This is a genomic window from Nostoc sp. TCL240-02 (genome assembly GCF_013343235.1).
In the GTDB taxonomy this organism is placed as follows: domain Bacteria; phylum Cyanobacteriota; class Cyanobacteriia; order Cyanobacteriales; family Nostocaceae; genus Nostoc.
In genome coordinates this window covers 7,700,068-7,724,467 of sequence record NZ_CP040094.1, presented here as the reverse complement: position 1 = coordinate 7,724,467, position 24,400 = coordinate 7,700,068, and the positions used below count along the sequence as shown (strand labels likewise).

General features: G+C 38.9%; 17 protein-coding genes and 2 pseudogenes. 9 read left to right on the top strand and 10 right to left on the bottom strand.

Annotated elements, in window-relative coordinates; translation table 11 throughout:
• Nucleotides 1-420: 420 nt before the first annotated feature.
• The 3 genes from lepB to FBB35_RS33125 all read right to left on the bottom strand — a co-directional run bounded on the left by lepB (nucleotide 421) and on the right by FBB35_RS33125 (nucleotide 5,787).
• The gene (gene lepB, locus FBB35_RS33135) at nucleotides 421-4,104 is read right to left on the bottom strand and encodes a signal peptidase I (protein ID WP_174713361.1); all 3,684 of its coding nucleotides are present in this window, start codon (nucleotides 4,102-4,104) and stop codon (nucleotides 421-423) included.
• Nucleotides 4,105-4,300: 196 nt separating this feature from the next.
• Nucleotides 4,301-4,732 (bottom strand): hypothetical protein, encoded by a 432-nt coding sequence (locus FBB35_RS33130; RefSeq protein ID WP_174713360.1) that lies wholly within the window; start codon nucleotides 4,730-4,732, stop codon nucleotides 4,301-4,303.
• Between the two features lie 14 nt (nucleotides 4,733-4,746).
• The gene (locus tag FBB35_RS33125) at nucleotides 4,747-5,787 is read right to left on the bottom strand and encodes an effector-associated domain EAD1-containing protein (protein ID WP_174713359.1); all 1,041 of its coding nucleotides are present in this window, start codon (nucleotides 5,785-5,787) and stop codon (nucleotides 4,747-4,749) included.
• Between the two features lie 163 nt (nucleotides 5,788-5,950).
• Here FBB35_RS33125 and FBB35_RS33120 point away from each other — a divergent pair.
• The 5 genes and pseudogenes from FBB35_RS33120 (at nucleotide 5,951) to FBB35_RS33100 (ending at nucleotide 12,083) form a co-directional block, all read left to right on the top strand.
• Nucleotides 5,951-7,074, top strand: a pseudogene (locus tag FBB35_RS33120) (IS630 family transposase).
• Nucleotides 7,075-7,448: 374 nt separating this feature from the next.
• On the top strand, nucleotides 7,449-9,242 hold the full coding sequence (locus FBB35_RS33115) for an ABC transporter ATP-binding protein (RefSeq protein WP_174713358.1): 1,794 nt from the start codon (nucleotides 7,449-7,451) through the stop codon (nucleotides 9,240-9,242).
• Between the two features lie 198 nt (nucleotides 9,243-9,440).
• Nucleotides 9,441-11,240, top strand: a complete 1,800-nt coding sequence (locus FBB35_RS33110; RefSeq protein WP_174713357.1) for an ABC transporter ATP-binding protein — start codon at nucleotides 9,441-9,443, stop codon at nucleotides 11,238-11,240.
• 39 nt (nucleotides 11,241-11,279) lie between these two features.
• On the top strand, nucleotides 11,280-11,534 hold the full coding sequence (locus FBB35_RS33105) for a TIGR03643 family protein (RefSeq protein WP_114083097.1): 255 nt from the start codon (nucleotides 11,280-11,282) through the stop codon (nucleotides 11,532-11,534).
• 15 nt (nucleotides 11,535-11,549) lie between these two features.
• Nucleotides 11,550-12,083, top strand: a complete 534-nt coding sequence (locus FBB35_RS33100) for a dihydrofolate reductase family protein (RefSeq protein WP_174713356.1) — start codon at nucleotides 11,550-11,552, stop codon at nucleotides 12,081-12,083.
• A 305-nt stretch (nucleotides 12,084-12,388) separates the two neighbouring features.
• On the opposite strand, the gene FBB35_RS33095 is transcribed toward FBB35_RS33100, so the two are convergent.
• Nucleotides 12,389-14,380, bottom strand: coding sequence for an AarF/ABC1/UbiB kinase family protein (locus FBB35_RS33095; RefSeq protein WP_174713355.1), 1,992 nt, complete (start codon nucleotides 14,378-14,380; stop codon nucleotides 12,389-12,391).
• Nucleotides 14,381-14,691: 311 nt separating this feature from the next.
• Between FBB35_RS33095 and recN the strand changes: the two genes are divergently transcribed.
• Both recN and FBB35_RS33085 read left to right on the top strand, forming a co-directional pair.
• Nucleotides 14,692-16,440 (top strand): DNA repair protein RecN, encoded by a 1,749-nt coding sequence (gene recN, locus FBB35_RS33090; RefSeq protein ID WP_174713857.1) that lies wholly within the window; start codon nucleotides 14,692-14,694, stop codon nucleotides 16,438-16,440.
• 379 nt (nucleotides 16,441-16,819) lie between these two features.
• Nucleotides 16,820-17,179, top strand: coding sequence for a hypothetical protein (locus tag FBB35_RS33085; protein ID WP_174713354.1), 360 nt, complete (start codon nucleotides 16,820-16,822; stop codon nucleotides 17,177-17,179).
• A 194-nt stretch (nucleotides 17,180-17,373) separates the two neighbouring features.
• Here the strand turns inward: FBB35_RS33085 and FBB35_RS33080 are convergent, their stop codons facing one another.
• The 4 genes from FBB35_RS33080 to FBB35_RS33065 are packed head-to-tail and all read right to left on the bottom strand — an operon-like array spanning nucleotide 17,374 to nucleotide 20,763.
• Nucleotides 17,374-18,642, bottom strand: coding sequence for an MFS transporter (locus tag FBB35_RS33080; protein ID WP_174713353.1), 1,269 nt, complete (start codon nucleotides 18,640-18,642; stop codon nucleotides 17,374-17,376).
• On the bottom strand, nucleotides 18,608-19,081 hold the full coding sequence (locus FBB35_RS33075) for a MarR family winged helix-turn-helix transcriptional regulator (RefSeq protein WP_174713352.1): 474 nt from the start codon (nucleotides 19,079-19,081) through the stop codon (nucleotides 18,608-18,610). The genes FBB35_RS33080 and FBB35_RS33075 overlap by 35 nt, the downstream gene beginning before the upstream one ends.
• 19 nt (nucleotides 19,082-19,100) lie before the next feature.
• On the bottom strand, nucleotides 19,101-19,955 hold the full coding sequence (locus tag FBB35_RS33070) for an ABC transporter permease (protein ID WP_174713351.1): 855 nt from the start codon (nucleotides 19,953-19,955) through the stop codon (nucleotides 19,101-19,103).
• Nucleotides 19,912-20,763 carry an ABC transporter ATP-binding protein gene (locus tag FBB35_RS33065; protein ID WP_174713856.1) on the bottom strand — a complete coding sequence of 284 codons (852 nt, stop codon included), beginning with the start codon at nucleotides 20,761-20,763 and terminating at the stop codon, nucleotides 19,912-19,914. Before FBB35_RS33065 ends, FBB35_RS33070 begins: the two co-directional genes overlap by 44 nt.
• 700 nt (nucleotides 20,764-21,463) lie before the next feature.
• Between FBB35_RS33065 and FBB35_RS33060 the strand changes: the two genes are divergently transcribed.
• Both FBB35_RS33060 and FBB35_RS33055 read left to right on the top strand, forming a co-directional pair.
• Nucleotides 21,464-22,507 carry a hypothetical protein gene (locus FBB35_RS33060; protein ID WP_174713350.1) on the top strand — a complete coding sequence of 348 codons (1,044 nt, stop codon included), beginning with the start codon at nucleotides 21,464-21,466 and terminating at the stop codon, nucleotides 22,505-22,507.
• An 11-nt stretch (nucleotides 22,508-22,518) separates the two neighbouring features.
• Nucleotides 22,519-23,292, top strand: coding sequence for a hypothetical protein (locus tag FBB35_RS33055; protein WP_174713349.1), 774 nt, complete (start codon nucleotides 22,519-22,521; stop codon nucleotides 23,290-23,292).
• A gap of 474 nt (nucleotides 23,293-23,766) precedes the next feature.
• Here the strand turns inward: FBB35_RS33055 and FBB35_RS33050 are convergent, their stop codons facing one another.
• Together FBB35_RS33050 and FBB35_RS33045 are read right to left on the bottom strand one after the other, a co-directional pair.
• Nucleotides 23,767-23,973 carry a hypothetical protein gene (locus FBB35_RS33050; protein ID WP_174713348.1) on the bottom strand — a complete coding sequence of 69 codons (207 nt, stop codon included), beginning with the start codon at nucleotides 23,971-23,973 and terminating at the stop codon, nucleotides 23,767-23,769.
• 143 nt (nucleotides 23,974-24,116) lie between these two features.
• Nucleotides 24,117-24,283, bottom strand: a pseudogene (locus FBB35_RS33045) (ISKra4 family transposase); the annotation flags it as partial.
• Nucleotides 24,284-24,400: the final 117 nt, after the last annotated feature.

The window sequence follows — 24,400 nt, the reverse complement described above, 5'->3', positions numbered from 1 at the left end:
ATGTATCTTCTCATACCGTTGTCCCCAAATTTGAACCGAAATTTAAACTTTTCATCATAAATAGATCCCATTCGACTTCACATTTCCAACCCCAGGTTTCGGTTCTGGAATCATCTCACTAGGAAATTCATATTGGGTGCGGATCAGATTACTGGGGTATGCTTTACTCATGTTGCTCTCTTGGTGCTGTATATTACAGCACTTCCGGCGGTTATGAGGTACATCATCAAAGCTGAAAGCTATGATAGGAGAGGGGCAAGAGGAAAACTGTATTGTATAATAGCCGGAAGCGCTGTATCTATTCACAGCTTATACTGAGAGAGCTTTTTTACAACCTGTTAGACTTTTCAAACAACCTTTAATTTACGCATCCAGTGTTTATCGCGTTAGGTGCAATATCTAAGATATCTAAAATAACCCTTACTTAATTTCCTCAAAGTGTTGACATGGAAATAAACAATAAATTACTCGACCTTTAATATAATCTTGATCAACGGTGATTAAAGAAGGTTCAGAGCTATTATAATTAGGATTATCGGCTATCACCATATAGGTATTTTTGGGAAGTTTGATAAATTCTTTTCTATCTTTAGCAATTTTAAAAGTTTTTAGTTCTTTGTTATCAATATAAACTTTACCATCCTTCACTCTAACTAATTCCCTCGGAAGTCCAAGCACTCGGCGATAAAATTCACCATAACTATGATGGCCATTTTTTATCATACCAGGAGTTTCATTGAAAATAACCACATCTCCTCTTTGAGGTGGCTTAAATTTATAAGAAAGACGATCTGTAATAATTAATTCATCATATTGAAATGTCGGGGACATTGCTCCGACTGGATCTGATTCAAGAATAACAGGGGTAAAGAACACAATAAAAAAGACATAGATAGCAGTTAAGATAACCATTAAAAATGGGATAATTTTTGCCCAAGGAATCGAAGAAGATTGAGTTTTAATAGTTGATGATATGGTAATTTGCTCTGCTATAGGAGCAATTTGCCAAATCCGAATTGTTTTATCGTCACTACCACTCACTAATCTTTGACCATCGGGACTAAACATTAAACTTTCTACTGAATCTGTATGTCCTTGCAGACTAGCTAATAATTTGCCAGTTTTTATATGCCATAATTCAATCGCTCCTTCTCCTGTTCCACCTGCTAACATTTCTCCATCAGGACTCACTACAAGGGAATTGATCCAATTGGATTGTCCGATTAATTGTTTTAATTTTTGTCTCGTTTCAGGATGCCAAAATTCAATCCCATTTCCGGCACTTCCAGTAATTAAAGTATCACCATCGGGTGTAAAAGTAACAGCATATATTGTTCCTGACCTAGAAATACTGATTTTATTAAGCCAAGGACGCAGAGTTTGTAAAATAGAGCGTCCTAAGTTACCTCGTAAAGTATATTTCAATTTACCTGTTGTGATGTCCCAAATTTTTATATTAATCCCTGAAAGATAACCACTAATAAGAAGACTTCCATCTGGGCTAAATGCTAAAAATGTAATAGCTTTATTATGTCCAGATAAAGTATGTATAAGCTCTCGTTGTGCTAAATTATAAATAAATATTTTTCCATCTTCAGCCCCCACCGCTAAAATTCTTCCGTTTGAGCTAGTGGCTACTCTCCAAATACAGTCAGAATATTTGGGAAAAGAATATATTAATTCTAAACTGTTTAAATCTCGAATATTAATAATACCATCATTACGGCAGCTAATCAGTTGTTGTAATTGAAAACTGATTGCTATTCTTGTTAATCCGGTATCATCCGGATTATCCATTAAATGTTGTTTAGTTAAATTATAGCATAGTTTTCCAGTTGCTAAATCCCAAACTTTTATAGTTCCATCATAACTAGCACTAACAAAAAAATCACCATTTGAATCAATAATAATTTTTTGGATTGGTTGAGTATGTTGGTTAAGAGTATATAAACATTTATTATTTGACCAATTACCAGCAAAATATTCTCGTAAAAGGTCATGCATAAACCGATAGCGTCCACCAATTCTTTGTAAAAAGAGACGAGTAGTTGCATAATCTAAAAACCTAGCATAGTTATAGGGGATATACCCTCCTTGCGATAAAATTAAACGTAACAAGCTATGTTTAATGACTGCATATAAACCGAAACAATCTGCAGCAAATATTCCTAGTGATAAGCTTGTTACTACATATCCCATCATATTGTAGTTATTACCTAAAAATACCCACAATAGAGTATATAAAAAGCAAGTTATTATGAAAACTAAAATAGAATTTTTTAATGATTGATAAATCCCTTGATTAGCGGTTTGCATTCCAGTAGATGTAATTTGTGCTTCTGAAGTAAAAGTATAAAAAGCAATACATGATATAGCTCCTATTATCACCGTATTTCTTAGGCCTAGCCATCCATCCATTAAATATCCGAAAACTCCTAAAAATATTAATGTTACTAATATTGTATGATCAATTATTCCTTTTAAAGAAAACTTAATAGGAGAGGCAACTTTAACTTCTTGATAATTAAAATAAGTGGATAAAGCGAAAATAATTCCCACAATAATTGAGATAGTAGTTGCTAAAAAATTTTGTTGTTTAAATAAAACAAAAATAATTCCATTTATAATGCATCCGAGAAAAGTTCCCACAAAAGCACCTTGAGTCAAATACAGTCCTAATGAATAAATTTTTTTTTGATTTTCATTAATTAACCAATTTGGCTGGATATTTTCAATTAAAAATTCTGTTCGCGCTTCTTGTTTTAAAATTTGTGCTAAAAAAGCTAAATACTCTTTAGTCTGCCGTTGACTATAGGATTTATACTGCCACCTTTTACCCAAATCTCTATTCAACATCCGCTCAGTATAAGCATCAAACAAATAGTTTAATCGTGCCTGTGAAGTTTCACATCTACGCCAATCTGCAAAAGAAATATTCCGATAAGCTAAAGCTATCATCCTTAATAATAAAGGAGACTTAGCTAAAGCTAATAGACTATCATCACCTTGAATATCTTGCCAAAGAAATTCAAAGTTTAATTCAGCTAAATAATTCTCTATTTGTTGATTAGTTAACTCCTGTAAACTTACTGCACTATTTAAGGTTAATTTCTGATGATAACTCTCATATTCTTCCTGGCGACAACAAATAACACCTCGATTATTTATCGAAAAAAACTGATTTAATGCTAAAATACACTTTTCCTGTCTTTTAAGTTCTAACTCATCCAAACCATCCAAAAGAAAAACTAAATTATTCGTTGTCTTTAGAAATTCTACCCCAATTTTACGAGGAACAAGATACTTTTGTTGAAGTTGTTCAATCAGCCAGTCTTGAATGTTAATATCTTCTTGTATTTTTGAGAGTTTGAACCAGGGAATAAACTGAAACCTTTTTTGTAAGATAGATATAAAAATATTAATATCTTGTGTTTCTGGTTTCCAATCTGCTAAGTTAAAAATAACTGGAATAAGATTTTGTTCGTTTTCTTTTGCTAAAGTCAGAAGTTTTCTTGCTAAATCTAATAAAGTTGTAGTTTTCCCAGAACCAGGGTTTCCTAAAATTAATAATCTGCCATTAACTCTTTCTTCGTTAAATATATCTAAAATATCAATATTAGGAGATAAGGAATGATTGCTAAGATTAGCTCCTTTGATTTCAACATAATAAGTCCTTTTGACTTGAAGCGGTTGTTCTTCTTTTCTTAAATTGATGGGATTAATACTATCGAGAGAATATTGAAACCGAGCTATTAATTCACTATTAACATTTTCGATTAATTGTTCTCGATCATTTAATTGTTGCTTATGAGATTTTTTGGTAAGAGGATTTAATTTTTTTAACAATTCTTCAGCAGTTTTTTGTAACTCAAAATTTTCAGGACGATCTTGACAAATTGCTTCCAGTAAAATTTTTAATTTTCCTCTAGCTTCCGCCCAAGTAATCAGATTAAAAATAATCTCTCTAGTTGTTTGACCTGCGGCAATTTCATCTAAAGATTCACTTAACTCAAATCTTACTATTTGCTCCAAATCACTTTTACTTGGATAAGCTTGGAGCATAGCTTTTACTAATTTTTGACAATCATCACCCGATAACTTCATAATTTAATTTCCAGATAAAACTAATTGTTTAATAATCCTAAACTTATAAATTTTTCTCCCAATATTCGATTCTTCTGAAGAATCATTAATAATGCTTTCTAATAATTTATTAGATAATAGTTAGGAAAGTTGTAATAACAATTTTCATTCTGCATCATTTTTAGCTTTTTAGTACATTTACTCCTAATTTTTGTGACTACGAAATACTATTTTTTTTGCCATTTTCAACAGGATTAATTAAAGGAATAGTTAAATTATACAAAATCAACAGAATTGACCCATAGACAGGATTATAAAAACTTAAAGAATCAAAAGGTTCTCCTAAAGCAAATACCCAAACTATAAAAGCAATAGTAGAAATGCCAGTTTGTTTAAGAGCTAAGGGCTTTTTCGGCTCAGAGGTTTGCTTAAGAATATAAAGAGCGGTCAGTCCAGTAAAGATAACCAATAAAATCCATAAAATAGTATTTATTGGTATGTTAATAGCACCTTTAATCAGTCCAGTAGTCGCAATCCAACCACCTACAATTTCGGTTGGAACATACTTAATTAATTTCTCAAAGTAGCTATCTAATTTTCCTTCTTCGCCCTTTGCTTCTAGCTGACTTGTGATAATTCTCCGTCCCATATTAGCTCCTTTAATTAATTTAAAAAATCTTTAATTTCTTGATAAATAGAAACAAATAAAATTCCTTCTCTAATTGAGCCAAAAGTCTTTGCTCTTTGAGCATGATGTAAGGCTACTAAATACCAATTTTCATCAAAACAGGGGGAACCACTTGAACCTAAAGCGGTTTTATTGACATATTGAACTAAACCACTATTTTGATAAACTCCTGTAATACCATCTTGACTGACTGATAATTTCATTGAGTCGCCTTCAGGATGTTGTAACACACTAAGTCTCATTTTTTCAAGAGGTAATTTATGACTATCCCAACGAGCAGGTTTTATGTCGGTTGCTTGAGTAATTTTTGCCTCAACTTGTAATAAAATATAATCTAAATCTTCAGTTTTGCTAAAGCATAAAATCGGCTTTTGTCTATCTAATTTAAAAGATTTTCCTTGAGTTTCTAGACCATTATCAGAAGTCAAACAACCAAATTTTAAGACAGCATTTAAAACATTAGTTTCTAAATTATCTTCTTCACTATACTTTACAATATGATAATTAGTTAACACTTTATTAGGGGTAATTAAAACTCCTGTTCCCATAATCTTACGAGAGGGAATTTCAAGGCGACAGACGGATGCCGATTGTTCAATTGCTCGTTTTAAAAATCCCACATCCCAATAATCTGGTTCAGGTTGTAACCAACTTTGCAGTTGAATTTCATCGCTTTCTCCACGCCAGCTAATATCGGGCCCAAAATCCTGAGTTTTGACAGAAGAATCCACAATAAACCGTTTCTTGAAAACCACAGACTCATAAAATTCTTTGAGTTCAGGATTACCAGGATTAGTTTCGTAGGCGGCTATAATTAGACGAGAGATTTTACCTCTAGGAATTGCCCATTTTGTCACTAGATTAAATACTAACTGAGTGAGATTACCACCTCCTGCGATCGCATCTACATTTTCTTCTAATTCAAACTGAACCATCATTGCCAAATCCGCTTGAGTGGGATAAGCACTAAGAATGGCATTTACTATCCTTCTTAATTCGCTACCAGAGAGATTCATATGATTTCTCTTAAGAGGTTATTTGAAAAGTTGGAGAGATGGCAAAAAAGCTCTTTCAGTATAGTCTGTAAATAGATAATAGACAGCACCGAGAAAGGGACATCAGTAAGCTAATCGGTACTTAAGTTGCATAATAAGAAGATGAAGCCGTTTCAAAGCACCTATGCCGCCACCAGCCAAGAACTTTTTAACACAGGAGCAAGTCAGCAAGCTACAGGAAGCTCTAAAAGAGAGCAACCTACCGCATATTAGGGAAAGAATTCTAATTATTCTTCTGCAAAATGATGGGAAGCCACAACACGAAATTGCAAAATTTTTAGGCTGTTCGCATAGAACAGTGGCATATTGGTGTATGCATGGAGATCCAGATAATTTAGAAACCTTACATAATAAAAGAGAGTACGAACATTGGCGAAAAGCCACTCCTGAATATATTGAACTTTTATTAAAAACTGTTGCTCAAGAACCCTCATCATTAGGTTACGAATTTGGGAAATGGACAGCAGAAAGATTAGCTACTTATTTAACCGAGAAAACAGGTATTGATTTAAGTAGCTCTCAAGTGAGGAGGATATTAAAGCGAAAAAAAAGTATAGTTATATTTGGGCTAAATATGATCTAAAGGATAAACAAAATCCAGTAGATAGAGCAAAATTTAAAGAAAAACTTACCCAATATTTATTGATTGCACGAGAACAGCCAGAGCGTCTACAGGTATGGTTTTGGGACGAGAGCGGGTTTAGTTTACGTGTAATTCGACGCAAGAATTGGAGTAAAAAAGGAAAACGTAAAAATGTTCCAGGGCAACGGCGTTGTGGTCGGGTTAATGTGATGGGAGCAATCCGAGAATTAGACCGAAAGCGGGTATGCTTTTTCGTGAAAAAAGGTAATGCAGATATTTTTTACGAGCAATTACAACTATTATTTGAATTAATTAAACAGGAGTGGATAAGTAAAGGAAACCTTGGCGAAGATTTTGTAAAATCTGGGCCGAAGATTATTTTAGTTTTAGATAATGCTAGTTTTCATAAACGCAAAGACATTATAGCTAAAATATCTGAAGAGTTCCCAAATTTTGTTTTAGAGTTTTTACCCCCTTACAGCCCTGATTACAATATTATTGAGTTAGTCTGGCACTCATGTAAAGAATATATTGCTCATCGCTTATTTAAATCAGTAGATGAATTAAAATCACTGCTAGATAAGCTTTTGAATCAAGGCGAGTTAGTGATTAAGTGGCATCGCCAAATCAAAAACAAAGGCAATCTCAGCTATATTGCAGCTTGAATGCCGATTAGCTTAAAGCATACCCCAGCAATCTGACCCGCATCCAATATGAATTTCTGGCGTTGCATAAATGCGGGATATTCAGAAATATAGAGTATATTTTTATACTTAGATTTCAAAATAACAATACTGGACACAGATGAAATTCTACTTAACTCGTCGCTTTCAGTTTTTTCTAATCTCTGTAGATTCAGAGTATGGGCACTGCACAGTAGAACACTTCAATTCATCCTTTTATTATGCAACGCCTATTTACCTTGCCACGATCCGGATCATGGGCGATTAGCATAAAATTTAACCCCTCAAAACTTTTCAAACAACCTCTTACAATCAAAGTGCGAGATAATTTTCCAAAGATAGAGGGGTGAATTCTAGTGGTTCAGCAACCAAAACTCCAGGAAACTTCGTCGATACAGTCAATGCAGCGTGTGCTGAAAAGTTTAAGCACTTACCGATGGACTTCGCTAGGGGCATTGGTCAGCCTGTTGCTGTTGACGATCGCAAATGCGGTGACTCCACAACTATTTAGATGGGGAATCGATCAGGGTATTACCCAACAAAACCTCCAAGTTGTGCTATACAGCGCCGCCTGGATGGTACTTGCCGCGATCGCTCGTGGTTTATTTAACTTTGGGCAAAGCTATTTAGCAGAAGCAGCCTCTCAGGGTGTAGCTTATGACCTGCGAAACAAGATTTTCAGCAAAATTCAAAATCTCAGTTTCAGCTATCATGACCAAGCGCAGACTTCCCAACTATTGACTCGTGTCACCAGTGATATTGAGCAGATCCGTACCTTTGTTGGTACTAGCTTAATTCAGGTCATTGGTGGAATTGTCACACTAGTAACTATTGCAGTAATTTTGCTGGTGATGAACTGGGAACTAGCACTGATTACCCTAACAGCAGTGCCCATATCAGCATGGTTGATGGCAAGATTTGTCGGTCGAAATAACAAACTTTTTCGGCAAGTACAAGAGCAATTAAGCGACCTCAATGCTGTATTGCAAGAGAACTTGTTAGGAATACGGGTAGTGAAAGCCTTTGTCCGAGAATCAGCCGAAAGGTCGCGTTACACAACCCTAAATGATGGTCTAGTGAAGGCAAACATGAAGACCATTAGCGCCATCCATAATACCTTTCCCTTTATCTTTTTGTTGAGTAACTTTGTCACACTGGCAGTTTTCGGCTACGGGGGAGCGCAGGTAATTGGGCGTAGATTTTCCATTGGCGAACTGGTGGCGTTTAACTCCTATTTGGCGTTGATTCTCCAACCAATTTTGTTGATTGGATTTGCTGCACCTGCGATCGCTCAATCATCGGCTTCTGCTGAACGAGTCTATGAAGTTGTCGATGCAGAAATCGAAATTCGCGATCGCCCTGGTGCTGTTCCATTTGACACCTGCGTTGGTAGAATAACCTTTGAAAATGTTTCCTTTCGCTATCCAGGAGCCAGTACCGAAACTCTCAAAGAAGTTTCCTTTGAAACAAAACCCAAAGAGCTAATCGCCGTTCTCGGCATGACTGGTTCCGGGAAAAGCACAATTATGAACTTGCTTGCCCGCTTTTATGATGTCACAGGGGGAGCAGTTCGCATTGACGGAAGAGATGTCAAAGATTTCACGCTCAAAAGCCTGCGATCGCGAATTGGCATTGTATTTCAAGAAACCACCCTTTTCTCTGGCACAATCCGCGACAATATTGCCTACGCTAAACCCGATGCAACCCTAGAGCAAGTGATTGAGGTTGCAAAAACCGCCCAAATGCACGATTTTATTATCAGTTTACCCGATGGCTACGAGACGATTGTGGGTGAACGGGGCGTAGGCTTATCTGGTGGACAAAAACAAAGAATTGCGATCGCTCGAACCTTGCTAACCGATTACAGCATTCTGATTTTGGATGATAGCACCTCAGCCGTGGATGCCAAAACTGCTGCCCATATTCAAGCCGAACTAGATGGCTTAATGCGCCAAAAAGCTTGTACAACTTTTGTAGTAGCTCAACGCATTAGCACCGTCAAGAATGCCGATCGCATTTTTCTCATGGATAAAGGTCGATTAGTCGCCCAAGGCACTCACGAAGAATTGATGGAAACCAGCCCCCTCTACGGTGCAATTTTGGAATCTCAGGTAAAGGCTAAAGAAAAAAATGATACAAAACTAACATAAATAACTAATCCACTTCAGTTAAGTATTCTTCCTTCTCCTTCTTCTTTTACTTTGCGTCCTTTGCGTCCTTGGCGGTTCGTTAAAAAAATTGACCTTGACAAAGAGTTAAGCCTTAACTGAACCGTATTAATAAATAGTCTTGTTCGAGACTTTTATAACAACCTAATTAAAAGCAAAAACCCTTAATCCAAAATTGCTATGAGAGGCACTATTCCCGTTGTTGCATTTGAGCAGTCAAGTAAGCAACTCTCCACCCTACGGCGCTTTTTGCAATACCTGCTACTTTATCGCAAAGAAATTCCCATCGCCCTGACATTAGTATTTATTGGTGCTGTAACCCAGGCAATTGGGCCATTTTTCCTCGGTTGGTCAATCGATCGCCTAATTGAAAAAGGTAATTTACAGGGACTCCTACTGTTATTAGGTCTACTAGCCCTCAACTACGGACTTGGCGTTTTAGCAATCCGGGGTCAAATTATTCGAGTCGGATGGATTATGCAGCGATTGCTGGCTCAACTGAGGCAAGATATTTTTCTCAAAATCCAAAGTCTGCCCCTCAGCTTTTTCGATCGCAGCGAAGTGGGCGATTTAATGAGCCGTCTGCTGAATGATGTCAATACTGTGAATCAGGCATTTGGACTGACGATCGCCCAAATGCTGGGCAACATTTTCAGTTTGGTCGGTATAGTCATTGCCATGCTCTCAATCAACCTACAACTCGGTTTGTTGAGCAACCTGGTTGTGCCACTGATGATTTTGACCACAAGTTTGTTTGCACGTTGGGCAAGAGCCAGGTTTCGCGTTACCCGACAGACCATCGGTGAGCTTTCCGCCAAGTTGGAAGAAGACATTGGCAGTGTCAGAGAAGCACAGGCATTTAATCGGGTACAGACAAACATCGCCCAATTTGACGTTCTTAACGCCGCCAATCGTGATGCCAACGTCGAGGCTGTAGCAATTACTTCAGCCTTTTTGCCCTCCATCGATTTTCTCAACACACTTGCAACCGCAGGTGTTCTGGCTTATGGTGGCTATCTTGCCGTCACTGGGGCTGTAACAGTGGGTGTGGTGACATCCTTTTTACTTTACGTTCAGCAGTTTTTCCGCCCGATTCAGATTCTCAGCCAGTTTTACACCCAAGCTCAATCTGCCTTCGCCGGATTAGAGCGAATCTTTCTATTACTAGATGAACCGTCAGAACTCAAAGATGCACCCGATGCGACAGAAATGCCGCCGATTCAGGGGGAAGTGAGATTTGAGAATGTCAAGTTTGGCTATAACCCAGATCAATTGGTTCTCAAAGGGGTGAATTTACACGCCTATCCAGGGCAGATGATTGCATTAGTCGGGCCGACCGGTTCGGGAAAAAGTACAATTATTAACTTGATTTTGCGTTTCTACGATGTATCTGGTGGTGCAGTAAAAATTGATGATATTGATGTGCGTAGTGTTACTCAAGCAAGTCTGCGCCGTCAAATTGGCATTGTTTTACAAGATAATATTCTGTTCAGTGGTACTGTCGCCGAAAATATTGCCTTTGGCGCTCCCTATACTACCCAAGCTGACATTGAAGCGGCTGCACAACTGGCAAATGTACATGAGTTCATTACCTCACTACCACAAGGCTATACAACCCAATTGGGTGAACGAGGAGCGCCCTTGAGCCAGGGACAACGACAACTGATCAGTATTGCCCGTGCGGTATTAATTAACCCACGCATTCTGATTCTTGATGAAGCCACCAGCAGCATTGACACGCGCACAGAAGCGCTAGTACAAAGTGCGATCGCACGTTTGCTGCAAGGTCGTACCAGTTTTGTAATTGCCCACCGCCTCAGCACAGTTACTCAGGCAGATCAGGTATTAGTAATTCAGCAGGGACAAATTGTAGAGCAAGGTACTCACGCCGAACTCATAGATCGGCAAGGTGTATACGCCAACCTCTATGGTCTACAACTGGGTGCAGCAGACACAACGCTTCTTCAAAATGAAAAGTAAAATGTATATAGCTCGAATTTACCAATTGTTAGAAAAGGAATGAAGCTACCTAACCTCGATTCAGAAACTATAAATCGCATTATTGAGATGGCATGGGAAGATAGAACATCTTTTGATGCGATCGAGGCTCAGTTTGGGCTACTGGAGAAACAGGTAATTGCCCTAATGAGGCGTGAAATGAAAGAATCTAGTTTCCAGATGTGGCGAAAGCGAGTTACCAAACGCAATACAAAACATTTATCTAAGCGAGAATTTATTGCAGGTCGGTTTAAATCGCACAATCAAAAAACGTAACTAATTGAAAGTAAAATGACGAAAGTTACGCTCTATATTGCAGCTAGTTTGGATGGCTACATTGCTCGCAGTGATGGCGGAATTGATTGGCTATCAATCCTTGATACAGAGGAGGAAGACTACGGTTATGGTGCTTTCTACGAATCCATTGATGCTATTGTTTTGGGCGGCAATACTTATGAAGTAGGGCTTGGTTTTGATAAATGGCCTTATCCGGGGAAGAAATCATTTGTTTTCACCAAACGCCATTTCCAATCTGACCGGAAGGATGTTGTGTTTGTTTCTGATACAGTAAAGAATGCCCTAGCATATATAGAGGCTCAAGGTTTTGAAAATATCTGGCTAGTTGGTGGCGGAGCATTAATCAATTCATTTCTCCAGCACAGCTTGATTGACGAATATATTATTTCAACGATTCCAACTATTTTAGGTAGTGGTATACAGCTTTTCCCACCGCCTACCCCTGAAGAAAAATTGGAGCTTATTAGCTCAAAACAATATTCTAGTGGTTTACTGCAATCACATTATAGGCGAATAGGGAAACCTTAAAAACTTATAATTCATAATTATGTTTCAAGTGGTGAGAAGTCTGATGTTCAAAACTTCGGAAAATTTAAACACCATCTGAAACATGAATGCCTTTATAAAAAAGCCAGATTGGAGAAATTCAGAACTTCACTGGTATTGATATCCTTATGAAATACCACTCCGTCTTGAAGTCAAATGCAAAACTAACCAATAAACCGTTTGCGAAAGTGCAAATAGGGTTTTAGAAAAGCTGAGAGAGTTTGGTTATATAGTTATAAATGTTAATGAATTATGAGTTAAAGGAATTTTTTAACTCATAACTCTTACTACGATGCCAATAATTGCCGAATCAATCTAGCTACAGCTTTTTGCGTGAAGCGATTGGCAATTTGTTGACCTAAACGTTGTACATCTGAATTTACCAATAACTGAGAAATTTGAGTCGCAAGTTGCAGTGGGTCAAAGCCTCGTGTTTCTCGGAGAATACCTAATATATGTTTGATATGCTCTAAGGTTTGTTGTTGCTCAACCGTCGCTGCTGGAGTTTCATTAACTGCTGTCAATCCAACTCGTTCCCGTAAGAGGGTGGTGAAGTTGTGCAAAACGTTTTTACTTAAAGCATCGAGTCCATTAACAGATTCATCTACTAGCTTGTCAAGGATGAAAGCACCACGTTCAGATGACAGAAATTCTATTCCCTGATTCAGCACTAAGTTGAAGTCGTAGTCTTGACTGTTACGTGCATTACGTAACAAGTTCTCTAAGCGATTCCAGCGAAATCTGCCATCTTTAAATAGCAAGTCTTGCAATGATGCTCTTAATTGCGGTGCTTGGTCTGTTAACAGGCGTTTAGAAACGTAGGGATAAGCTTCGCTGAGGACTTTAAAGTTGGGGTCTATAAATATTGCAATCCCTTCAAGAGTAACAAGGGAACGAATAATTAAGGCGTAGTAGGGCGGTACGCGGAAAGGATATTCATACATCAAAGCCGATAGTTCATCGGTGATGCTTTTAATGTTAAGGTCGGCAACGCTGGCTCCTTGGGCATCAGCAAAGACTCTGGCAAAAGCTGGGATAATTGGTGTTAAATCAGTTTCTGGCGATAAGAAGTCTAATTTAACGTAGTCTTTTGCTAGTCCTTCAAAGTCGCGGTTGACGACATGGACGATCGCTTCAATTAAACCATAACGCTGTGGTGGCTTAATTTCGCTCATCATTCCGAAGTCAAGATAAGCCAATTTGCCATCTGGTGTTGCTAATAAATTACCAGGGTGGGGATCGGCGTGGAAAAATCCATGTTCTAGCAACTGGCGCAAGGAACACTGGACACCCACTTCAATTAGATAACGAGCATCTATGCCTTGGGCGCTAATTTCTGCTGTCTGGGTTAATTTAATACCGTTAATCCATTCCATCGTCAAAACGCGACGATTGGTATATTCCCAGTAGATTTTCGGTACGTAAATGTCTTTTATATGACCGTATAATTCAAAAAATCTTTCGGCATTTTCACCTTCATGGATGTAGTCCATCTCTTCAAAGATGCGATCGCCTAATTCATCGAGAATCCCAACTAAGTCACTTCTTACCCGTTTGACTTTTTTCTGTACCCAGGCGGCGAGGTTACGCAAGATATACAAGTCGATGGTGATCCGCTCTCTTAAGTCGGGGCGTTGGACTTTTACCGCGACTTCTTCACCAGTTTTTAGCTTACCTTTATATACTTGTCCCAAGGAAGCCGCAGCAATTGGCTGGGCTGAAAGTTCGGCGTAAACCTCTTCTGGAGGTGCGCCTAGTTCTTCTTTGATAAACTGGTAAGCAAGTTCGTTGGGAAAAGGTGGTAACTGGTCTTGTAGCTTGGTTAATTCTTCTAGATATACGGTAGGTACGAGATCCGGTCTAGTGGACAAAGCTTGTCCAATTTTGATGTAAGCAGGCCCCAGTTGAGTCAGCAATACTCGAAGCTGAGTAGCTCGGCGGCGGTCATTTTTGACGACAATTCCCCGTTTACTATCCGACCACAACCCAAAAGCAAAGGAAAAAGTCGGCCCCAACACGGCGAAAATCCGCCGTAAAACTTGCAGGGGTCTGTTTTGGTAATGCGCCGCTATGCTCACAGGATCGTAAAGCGTCTCAGGTTCGGCTGTTGCCCCGATCTTTTGGGCTGCTAAGAGTCTTGGCGAACGCACAACTAAGTTTGGTGTACCATTTTCTTCTGGCACTATATCTATAACGTCCAGTTCACCTCGGCTATCTGTGCCGTTGCGACTGTCCTCCTGAATCGGTCGGGAACTAGGGGGAAGTGTCTTAACAATCATGAAAAAGGCCACCAGTCAGAACGATCACATTAAGTATTGTAACAATATCTTTACGAATTTGAAATGGGGCATTGGGCATTGAGCATTGGGAATTGGGAATTGGGAATTGAGCGATAATCAATAGAACTCTTACCCATCTTCCTCCCAGTCCCCAGTCCCCAGTCCCCATTCCCCATTCCCAAAAGGTTTGTTACACTTAAACGGGCATACTAGTTCAATAGTATTAGGTATTGCTAGTTGCGGAAAAATCATACTTATTGTCCTGTAAATTAGAAGTATCCGGCATCTGCCCTTATGGAGAATTTGGCTTGATGTTGCTTTGCCTGCGAATTGAAAACTTTGCCTTAATTGACCAACTGGAATTGGAATTTGGCGCGGGACTAAATGTGCTGACAGGTGAAACCGGCGCTGGAAAATCGATTATTTTGGATGCCATTGATGCCGCTTTGGGCGGTAAAGTCTCTAGTCGAGTCATTCGCACGGGGACAAGTCGGGCGATGGTAGAAGCAACTTTCACCTCAAATGCCCCCCTAGCGGCTTGGTTGACTGAACAAGAGATAGATTTGCTTGATGAAAATTGCGTAGTTATTAGCCGAGAAATCACAGCCACTGCTAGTAATATCCGCAGTCGATCGCGGGTAAATGGTGTGTTGGTAAATCGGCAGATTATGGGAGGAATGCGCGATCGCTTAGTAGAAATCACAGCCCAAGGTCAAACGGTACAAGTAGGACAATCTGCTCAAGTCCGCGACTGGTTAGATTTATATGGTGGCGACTCTTTAATGCAGCAGCGTCATAAAGTCGCTACGAGTTTTAATACTTACCAACAGGCGCATTTAGCATTAGAAAAACGCCGGACATCAGAACGGGAACGTTTGCAACAACTCGACTTGCTCACTTATCAAGTGCAGGAATTGGGAGCAGCTAATCTGGGCGAACCAAATGAATTGGAACAGTTGGGACAAGAACGAGAACGCCTGAATCATGTCGTCGATTTACAACAGATGAGTTACAAAGTCTATCAGGGTTTGTATCAAAACGATCATGAAACCCCAGCCGCAGGAGATTTGCTGGGAGATAGTGAGGCGATATTAAATGACATGGTGGAGTACGATACCCAACTGCAACACCTGTTGGAATTGGTTAGGGACGCGCAAGCTGCGGTAATGGAAGTGGGAAGACAAATTAATGCTTATGGGGATAGTTTAGAAGCCGATCCGCAGCGATTGGAAGAGGTGGAAGAACGGATTCAGGAATTAAAGCAAATTTGCCGTAAGTATGGGCCGACAATTACAGAAGCGATCACTTATTACCAACGCATCCAAGGGGAATTAGCTTTACTTAACGATAGCGAACAGTCTATTGAAAAGCTAGAACAGCAAGAAAAGGCGTGTTTTGAAAAACTTACCCAAGCAAGTAATCAGTTAACTCAATTGCGGAGTAAGGCGGCTGCTAATTTAGAATCACGTTTGATAGCTGAACTCAAGCCCCTAGCGATGGAAAAGGTGAAGTTTCTGGTTGAGATAATGCCTGCTTTCCCAACTGCTATGGGAGCAGATAAAATTACCTTTATGTTTAGTTCCAACCCTGGAGAACCACTGCAACCTTTAACAGAAGTTGCTTCTGGTGGGGAAATGAGCCGCTTTTTACTGGCGCTGAAAGCTTGTTTTTCTCAGGTTGATGCGGCTGGGACAATGGTTTTTGATGAAATTGATGTCGGGGTTTCGGGAAGAGTCGCCCAAGCGATCGCGGAAAAATTACACCAGCTAAGTCAACGCAATCAAGTATTATGTGTTACCCACCAACCTTTAGTTGCAGCAATGGCCGATCAGCATTTTCGCGTCGATAAGCAAACTATCAATCAAGGCAAAGGTAAAAAAGCCAATAATGACAATGCCGAACAGCGTACCGTTGTCAGAGTTACTACCTTGGATAATTTAACTACTCGCCGGGAAGAATTAGCGCAGTTAGCTGGTGGTAAATCAGCAAGTGATGCGATCGCATTTGCCGAATCTCTTTTACTACAAGCTGCTAACCACCGTCAAAAAATTAAAAATTAAAGATAAATCACTGGTTTTTCAACTTAGTTTTGAGCGGTAAAAGATGTTGTAAGGACAATTTGTCAAGTCTGATTTATACCAATTTAAATGAGTTTAACCTGCAAATTGCAGTAGAAAAAGTATCTAAATATTTGACACAAACATCTAAAGATTTTTCATTGTGAAAATCAGTTATTTTTTATATATTTTTTCAAGTAATTAGCGTTAATTAAAGGTTTTTTGGAAAGTAAATTTCATGAAACCACTATGCAATACATTCCAAAAATCTCAAGATTAGCAATAAAAAAACAAAACAAAAGTTACTAAGAAAGCTTAATTGCGCTTCCTTGGCATTTCTTGATTACACAAAATTTATGTACTAATGGGAGGATTGACTCTAATGGCATTTGATGCAAATTCTTTTCCTGGTAACGCCTTGGATAGTCTTTATCCTGGCAATCTCAGCGATCCGTTTGCACCTGGAGGAGCATTCGGAATACCAACGGCTGCTAGCTTCGACCTTGCTAAATATGGTATTCCAACTGATGGCAACTTTAATTTGAGTAGCTTTGGTATTCCAACTGAGGGCGGCTTTAATTTGGGTAGTTTTGGTATTCCAACTGAGGGCGGCTTTAATTTGGGTAGTTTTGGTATTCCAACTGAGAGCGGCTTTAATTTGAGTAGTTTTGGTATTCCAACTGAGGGCAGTATCCCAAATTTTGGTGGTAATATCGGCGGGAGCGGTTTCCCGATTGTTTAGTGCCAATTGTATAACTTTTAGGGCGAATTGAAGTTAGATATATCTCAAAAGTTGGGATTTATCTACCTTTTAATTACGCGATATGCAACTTTCACTAAACAAAAATCCCACCCTATGCAAAAGTTATAAGATTGTAATTATTATCTCTTGCTGGGGTGGGATAAATATTATCTATGAAAAATAGATAAGTATTTCTATTTATATTCCTGCAAAGCTCCTAATTTACGGATTCCTGGCCAAATAATAGCTGTAGCAATCACTACTACAATTGTGCCAATTCCACCACCCACAACGGAAATCACCGGGCCAAATAAAGCAGCAGTTAAGCCTGATTCAAAGCCCCCTAATTCATTCGAGGCACTAATAAACACGCTATTAATAGCAGCAACTCGACCACGCAAATGATCCGGTGTTCTGATTTGAACTAATGTGTGGCGAATCACAACGCTAATACTATCTAGTGCGCCACCAAGGATCAGCATCAACATAGACAGCCAAAAGGAACGAGAAAGTCCAAAGATAATTGTGACAACCCCAAAGCCAACTACTGACCACAATAAGGCTGGGCCTGCTTTGCGTAACGGTGGTAAATACGCCAGGGTAATGGCCATAGTTAAAGCACCAATGGAGTGGGCTGCTTGGAGATATCCCAATTCCACTGGCCCCACGTGTAAAATATCTTTGGCAAAGATGGGTAGCAATGCGATCGCACCACCCAACAATACTGCAAACATATCTAATGTGATCGCAGCTAAAATCAACTGATTCTGCCAAACAAATTTAGCGCCAGCAGCAAGTGCTTTGAGTGAGATTGGTTCGGTTGAGCGAATAACTTTTTGCTCTTTAATCGCCAGCGTTAAAATAAAACACAGTAATGCTGCGATCGCTGCTAATACATAAACTCCTGTAGCACTTCCTAGTAGCGCAATGCCAAATCCTCCAAAGGCTGGGCCGATGACTGCGGCTAACTGAAAGCTACTACTATTCCAGGTGGCTGCATTGGTAAAAGCATTAACAGGTATCAATTGCCACATTAGAGCATCACTGGCTGGTTTGAGAAATGCCCTCGCTACACCTGTTAATACCAAGCAAGCGTAAATTAGAAAAATTGCACCCTGAGTATAGGAAAGTACCCCTAAAGCTAAGGAGCAGAGGGCTAGCAGCATTACCGAGAGTAACATGGTCACTTTGCGATCGCGGCGATCGGCAACATCTCCGGCAATTAAGGTGAGAATAATCATCGGTAAGACTTGCGCTAGCCCCACACCACCTAAAGCGATCGCTGAGTTAGTCCGCTCATAGAGTTCCCAGCCAATCGCTACAGTTTGCATTTGCGACCCCACGAACAGCACCAGCCGTCCGATAGTAAATAGCCGATAGTCTCGAAACTTAAAGGCTGCAAAGGGATCGTGTTGTGCAACCTCAAAGTTATGGGGCTTTGAGTTCTGTTTTCTCGAAGACATTTTTTAGTAGAGTTAAGCCTTCTTCAATGTTGGAAATTTGGTCTTCTGAAAGACCTTTTAGCAGATCGGTAATATGAGCGCGAGTCTGATCTTGGGATTGCTTGAGATGGTGTTTTCCATCTTCAGTTAAATTGAGCAGCACCCGCCGCCGCTCTTGAGGATGAGCAATCCGTTTCACAAAGTCGCGTTGTACCAAGCGTTCTATGGTTGCTGATGCCGTAGCAGAGGTGACACCTAAATGCTCTGCCAGATCAGATAATGAAGCCCCAGGATTCCGGTTGATAAATGCTAGCGATCGCAACTGAGGTATAGATAAAAAAGCGGCACTATGGGCACGCATATCCGCTCGGATAAACCGCATCACTAATGGAACTGTCTCCATTACTCTAGCGGCACATTCTTCGGAAGTTGCACCTTGATTAGGTTTATCCACGGTCATGGGCTTGTTGTTCTCCTAGTTACATGGCCACCCGTGGATAAAGTTTTCCACCAAGGATGGCCAAAATTATTAATGTGAATAAGAGAATTGTACAATCCAGACCAAAGCCATAGATGCTAGTGCCATTCAACAGCATAGTGCTGCGTAACCCGTCAACCAGATAAGTCAACGGATTTAAATGGGAAATGAACTTTAACCAACTGGGCATCAACGAGATCGGATAGATGGCATTGCTCGCAAAAAATAACGGCATGGTTAACAATTGTCCAATACCCGTCATCCTTTCTCGGCTTTTCACCAAACAGCCAATAATTAATGAAAAAATACAAAATGTTCCCGCCCCCATTATGACTAGCAGCAGTACTTGGAGAATAGCTAGGGGATGAAGATTTAGTTTGACACCTAATAAAAATGCTAATCCGTAAATGAATATTACCTGAGATAAGCACCGTACCCCACATGCTAGACCTTTGCCCAATACCATCGCCACACGAGGCGTAGGACTAGCTAAAAATTTATGGACAATGCCTAAATCTCGCTCCCAGATTAGCGTCATCCCACCACTAAAAATTGCCACAAACAGAATACTCTGAGCCAAGATGCCAGCAGAAATAAAGTCCAAATAGGGTAAGTTCCCTGTAGGAATCGCGCGAGTTCGGGTGAAAACTTGCCCAAAGATTAGCAGCCATAAGGTTGGTTGCACAGCTCGAACGACTAAATCAGTGGGATCGTGGCGAAGTTTACGTATTTCTAATTCTGCGATCGCCAGGGTTTTCGTAACTAGCTCTTTAATTGCAGAGATCAAATTTACTCGGACAGTGGGTGGTGCTTTAACCCAACCGTTGAGCAGTACGTCTGGTTCTTGCTGTGTCACGGTAGTTCACTCCTGATGTTAACTGGTCGCCTGTATAGTGAATAAAGACATCATCCAAAGTTGCGTTTGGGTTATCTAAAGAAGCTTTTAAGTCGCTTGGTGTACCTGTAGTAACGACTTCACCTTGCTGCATAATCGCTACTCGGTTACATAAGCTATCCGCTTCTTCTAAAAAGTGGGTTGTTAAAAATATAGTTGTGCCGTAATCAGCACAGAGTTGTAGTACAAGTTGCCATACTTGAGTTCGAGCGATGGGATCTAGTCCGACAGTCGGCTCATCAAGAAACAAAATTTGGGGTTGATGTAGAACTGATATGCCAATTTCCAGCTTGCGGATCATCCCACCAGAGTAGTTTCGTACCAAGCGTTTCGCTGCATCTTGCAAACCCATGTACTCTAGAATTTCATAGATGCGGCGATCGCGTCCTTTGGCAGGTATTCCATACAGCTTGGCGAAAATTAAGAGATTTTCGTAACCCGTGAGACTACCATCAGCAGACAGCGCTTGGGGTACATAGCCGATAGCCCGTCTCACAGGATTAGATTCACGAGCCACATCATAGCCAGCTAAGGTTGCTTTCCCTGCACTGATAGGCAACAAGGTTGTCAACATCTTAATAACTGTACTTTTCCCTGCGCCATTGGGGCCAAGCAGTCCAAACACTTCGCCTTCTTCTACAGATATGCTCAGGTTATTAACTGCGGTTAACTTGCCAAAACGGCGTGTGAGTCCCTGAGTTTCCAGAATCAACGGTTTTGGTTCGTTAGCAGGTTGCGATCGATTTATCTTTCCCGTCAGTATTGTCACAAGTTTGATGCACCTACATTGTTTAGTTAAACTAACTATTAGCTTCTCAATACAATTGCCTAAAGTCAATAGACTTGTTACATAAATCTGAATCGGAGTAAAACGAAACTCAGTATTTAAGGCATCAGCAGGGTAAGTGTAGCCTTTTTGATCTACTGCTACGGCTAAAATCATTTTCCGTTTGCCAGTAAGTACCTTGGCAGCAGCTCGTACTAATCCGTCGAAACCATACTCCAATGCGGATTGTTTTGTTAGCTTGTTCTGAATTCATAGCCAATTTGCGGAGTTGAGTTGACAGCTTTTAGTATTTAGTGTCTTTCTTGATAGCTATCAAGTTTAATTACGCCGTATTTTTCTGGGTTCTGAGGCTGATAAATGCCTTTTTTATCAAAAAGTGGTTACGCACTTGTTCTAATAGTACTTTTAAGGTTATCTTGGGATATTCGTGTTGATTGGGATTGTCAGTGTAATAATTACGCTCAACCATGACTAATTACATAGAAGCTACGTGTTCACTATTAAATACATAAAGAAAAATTAAGAAGATAAAGTCGTGCAGAACTGCTCATATTGTAATGTTCCAATTAATGAGGCGTATAACTTCTGTGTTAGTTGTGAGCAGCAAGTAAAGTGCCTAAATCTAGAATGTGGTGCTTATCTACTTAAGGGTAAAAGTAAGTGCCTCAGTTGTGGAACTCTCATGAATATACCTCAACCTAGTTCTGCTTCTATGAATAATTTTTCTCTGGAAGAAGAACAATCGGATAGCCATTATTCAAGGAAAGTCAGCTTATCTTTTACTGATACTTCAATTGATAAAGTTGCATCTGTTATGGGAGGTTACGTACCTTTAACTCAAGTGACAAATTCTCAGCGTGTTGTAACTCGCGAACAACAGCCGGTCTTACCTCCTTTTCAGAAACCACTAGAAGAAGCACAGTCTAGCTATGATAAACCTTTGCAGGAAGGAATTATTAATACTACGGTTCAAAGTAATATTGAAACTAATGCCCCTTCAAATTACTTTGAAAAAGATGGACAGGGTATTCTTATTTCAATTAACCCTGATTACAAGGGCAAGAACAAAAAGGCTCAACAACAAAGATTTAGTTTACTTTATGTTTGGGCTTATAACTTCCTTCACGAAGAACCAGTTCCTAATAAGGAACATTTGAATCAAGCTGCTAAAACAAATGGAGTATACGATCAAAATTATTCAACACATCTTAATGATATTGCAAGCCGTTTCTTTATTAAATCTGATGGAACTTTTAAAGTTAATCCTAGTGGACGTGCAGAAGTAAATAAAATTCTTGTAGAAATGCAAAACCAAGATATTACTGGTTTTGAGTATTCAAAGTCAACTAGGAAGAATTCTAGTCGAAGTTCTCGGATAACAAAAGAAGAAACTCAAAAAATCGAAGAGTGGCTTCAATTACCATCAAGGTTTGACAGCTTCGATGTAAGAAAATTAGATACTGGTGTTAAGTATGCCCTTCTTGCCTTATACGACATTATCAAAGAATTAAAAACTCAAGACGCTGTGAAACCAGGATTAGCATACGAGTACCTCACCAAAAGATATCAAACTGTTTCAGTGAAAAAAGATAATTTTACGAAAGCCTTGACTAACACCAAAGACTACAGCAAATACTTTGGTCGTACTCATGAAAATTTATATTATCTTACATCTGAAGCTGAAAGTCTTGTAGAAGAATGGCTTAACGAAGATACTGTTCAGTAACTATAGAAATTGTGAGTATTCAAAGATCCAATATTGAAACAGCTTTATCTTCTAAGCTGCCAAAAGATATTCTTATTATATTGCTTAATGAGTATCAAAATATTAAACAAAACTTTTTTCTAAAAAAGTTTCGTCCAACTGAATTAAATGCTGCTCGTTTTAGTGAATGCATTCTACGTTTAATTGAATTTCTAGATACGGGTAGTTTTACACCATTTGGAAAACAATTAGATACTCAGAAAATAATCAATCGTGTTACTTCCAACACGAATTTACCAGAGGGTATCCGGTTTTTTATTCCTCAATTAACAAGAGTTCTTCTTGATATTAGAAATAAAAGGAATGTTGCTCATGTGGGCGGGGAAGTAGATCCAAATTACTCTGATTCTCTACTTGTAGCACATTCAGCAGACTGGATTTTAATTGAACTTATACGTAATTATCATACTAATAGTATTGATGAAGCAAGAAAAATTGTTGCAAGCATTAACGAAACAAAAATACCTTTGATAACAGAAGTTGATGGTTTTATACGAATTCAAAATACAAAACTAAATTCTGAAGATAAAACTTTAATTATTCTGTACTATAAACAGCCAGATAAAATTAGTGATTCAGATTTGACGAAATGGATTAAATATACAAATATAAGTAGATATAGAACGCAAATTTTGAAAGCATTAGATGATGAAGCACTTATCCATTATGAGAATCGTTTCTGTGTAATTCTCCCCAAAGGTATTGCCTGGATTGAAAAAAATATTAATCTAGAATTAATTGTGTAATTATTGTGGTGTTAAAGCAGGTTAGAGATCACCTGCTGTAATGTAAACAGTCATGTCTAGTTTAGGTTACGCCTAAGCATATTACACATATAGCTAAAAGCGCGATCGCATCTAGTGGTTTGGAGAGCGATCGCTTTGCCAAAATTTTCTTGAATTATTTGATTTATATTTTTAAATATCCTCGGATTAATAAAAATTGTTGAGTTGCATATCTAATTTTAGTCCAGATTTAGCTCATGTCTATCTGTAAAAAATTGCTCATTTCCCTTTACTCAATCTCATTGCCTAGTAAAAAAAGTGGAAGCTATCATTAGCATCCACTTTTCGCTTTCATTTCATTGATTTCATAATTTCGGAAAACATTAAAGACTACTACAACTCTCTCAAAAACTAATTTATATAGAGTGAATTATATCAGTCTTATTTCCGTATGAATTGCAAAGCTTTAGCTCTGCTATCTCTAGTCATAGGTTACTATTGGTCAAGCCTAAAACCTAAAACTAGGATGGGAATTTGATCCCCATTAGCAGTAGTCAAATTCCCGGTGATTCTAATATCAGGATTACCTCGCATATCGCTATTACGTCGCCTTCTTGAAAAGAATTGTCCTCCAGACAGATGTTGCTGTTGGTCTGAAGGTATCTCCACAAATAACTCTTGTTGTTTGGCTATAATTGACATAATTACCTCACTTACGTACATAGGCATTCAATACCTATATGATTCTTTATAAGGATATTTATTTGAAATTAAATTATCCGAAAGTAATAATTTTGAAACTTATATATACCTTTATTTTTTCATCTAAAAGCATTAGGGCGCATCTAGCGCTTAGGGGATGGCAAAGTAGAATCTGGAAATAAGTTATCAAAAGCGTCCATTTACCCAAGCTAGTCGTAAATATAATAAATGATTAAAACCGGACTCACTCCACCACATTCCAACACCTTTAAATCTTGGCGTTCATCAACCATTTACAAGCCCTTTCAACTCATGCCACTTCCCAACAGCAAATTCTACTCAGTAGAAGAACAACTGATGCAGGTATCTGTTGTAACGTTCATTAAGTGACTCTGCAAGAGTATCGCTCATCGCAGCAAAGTATACT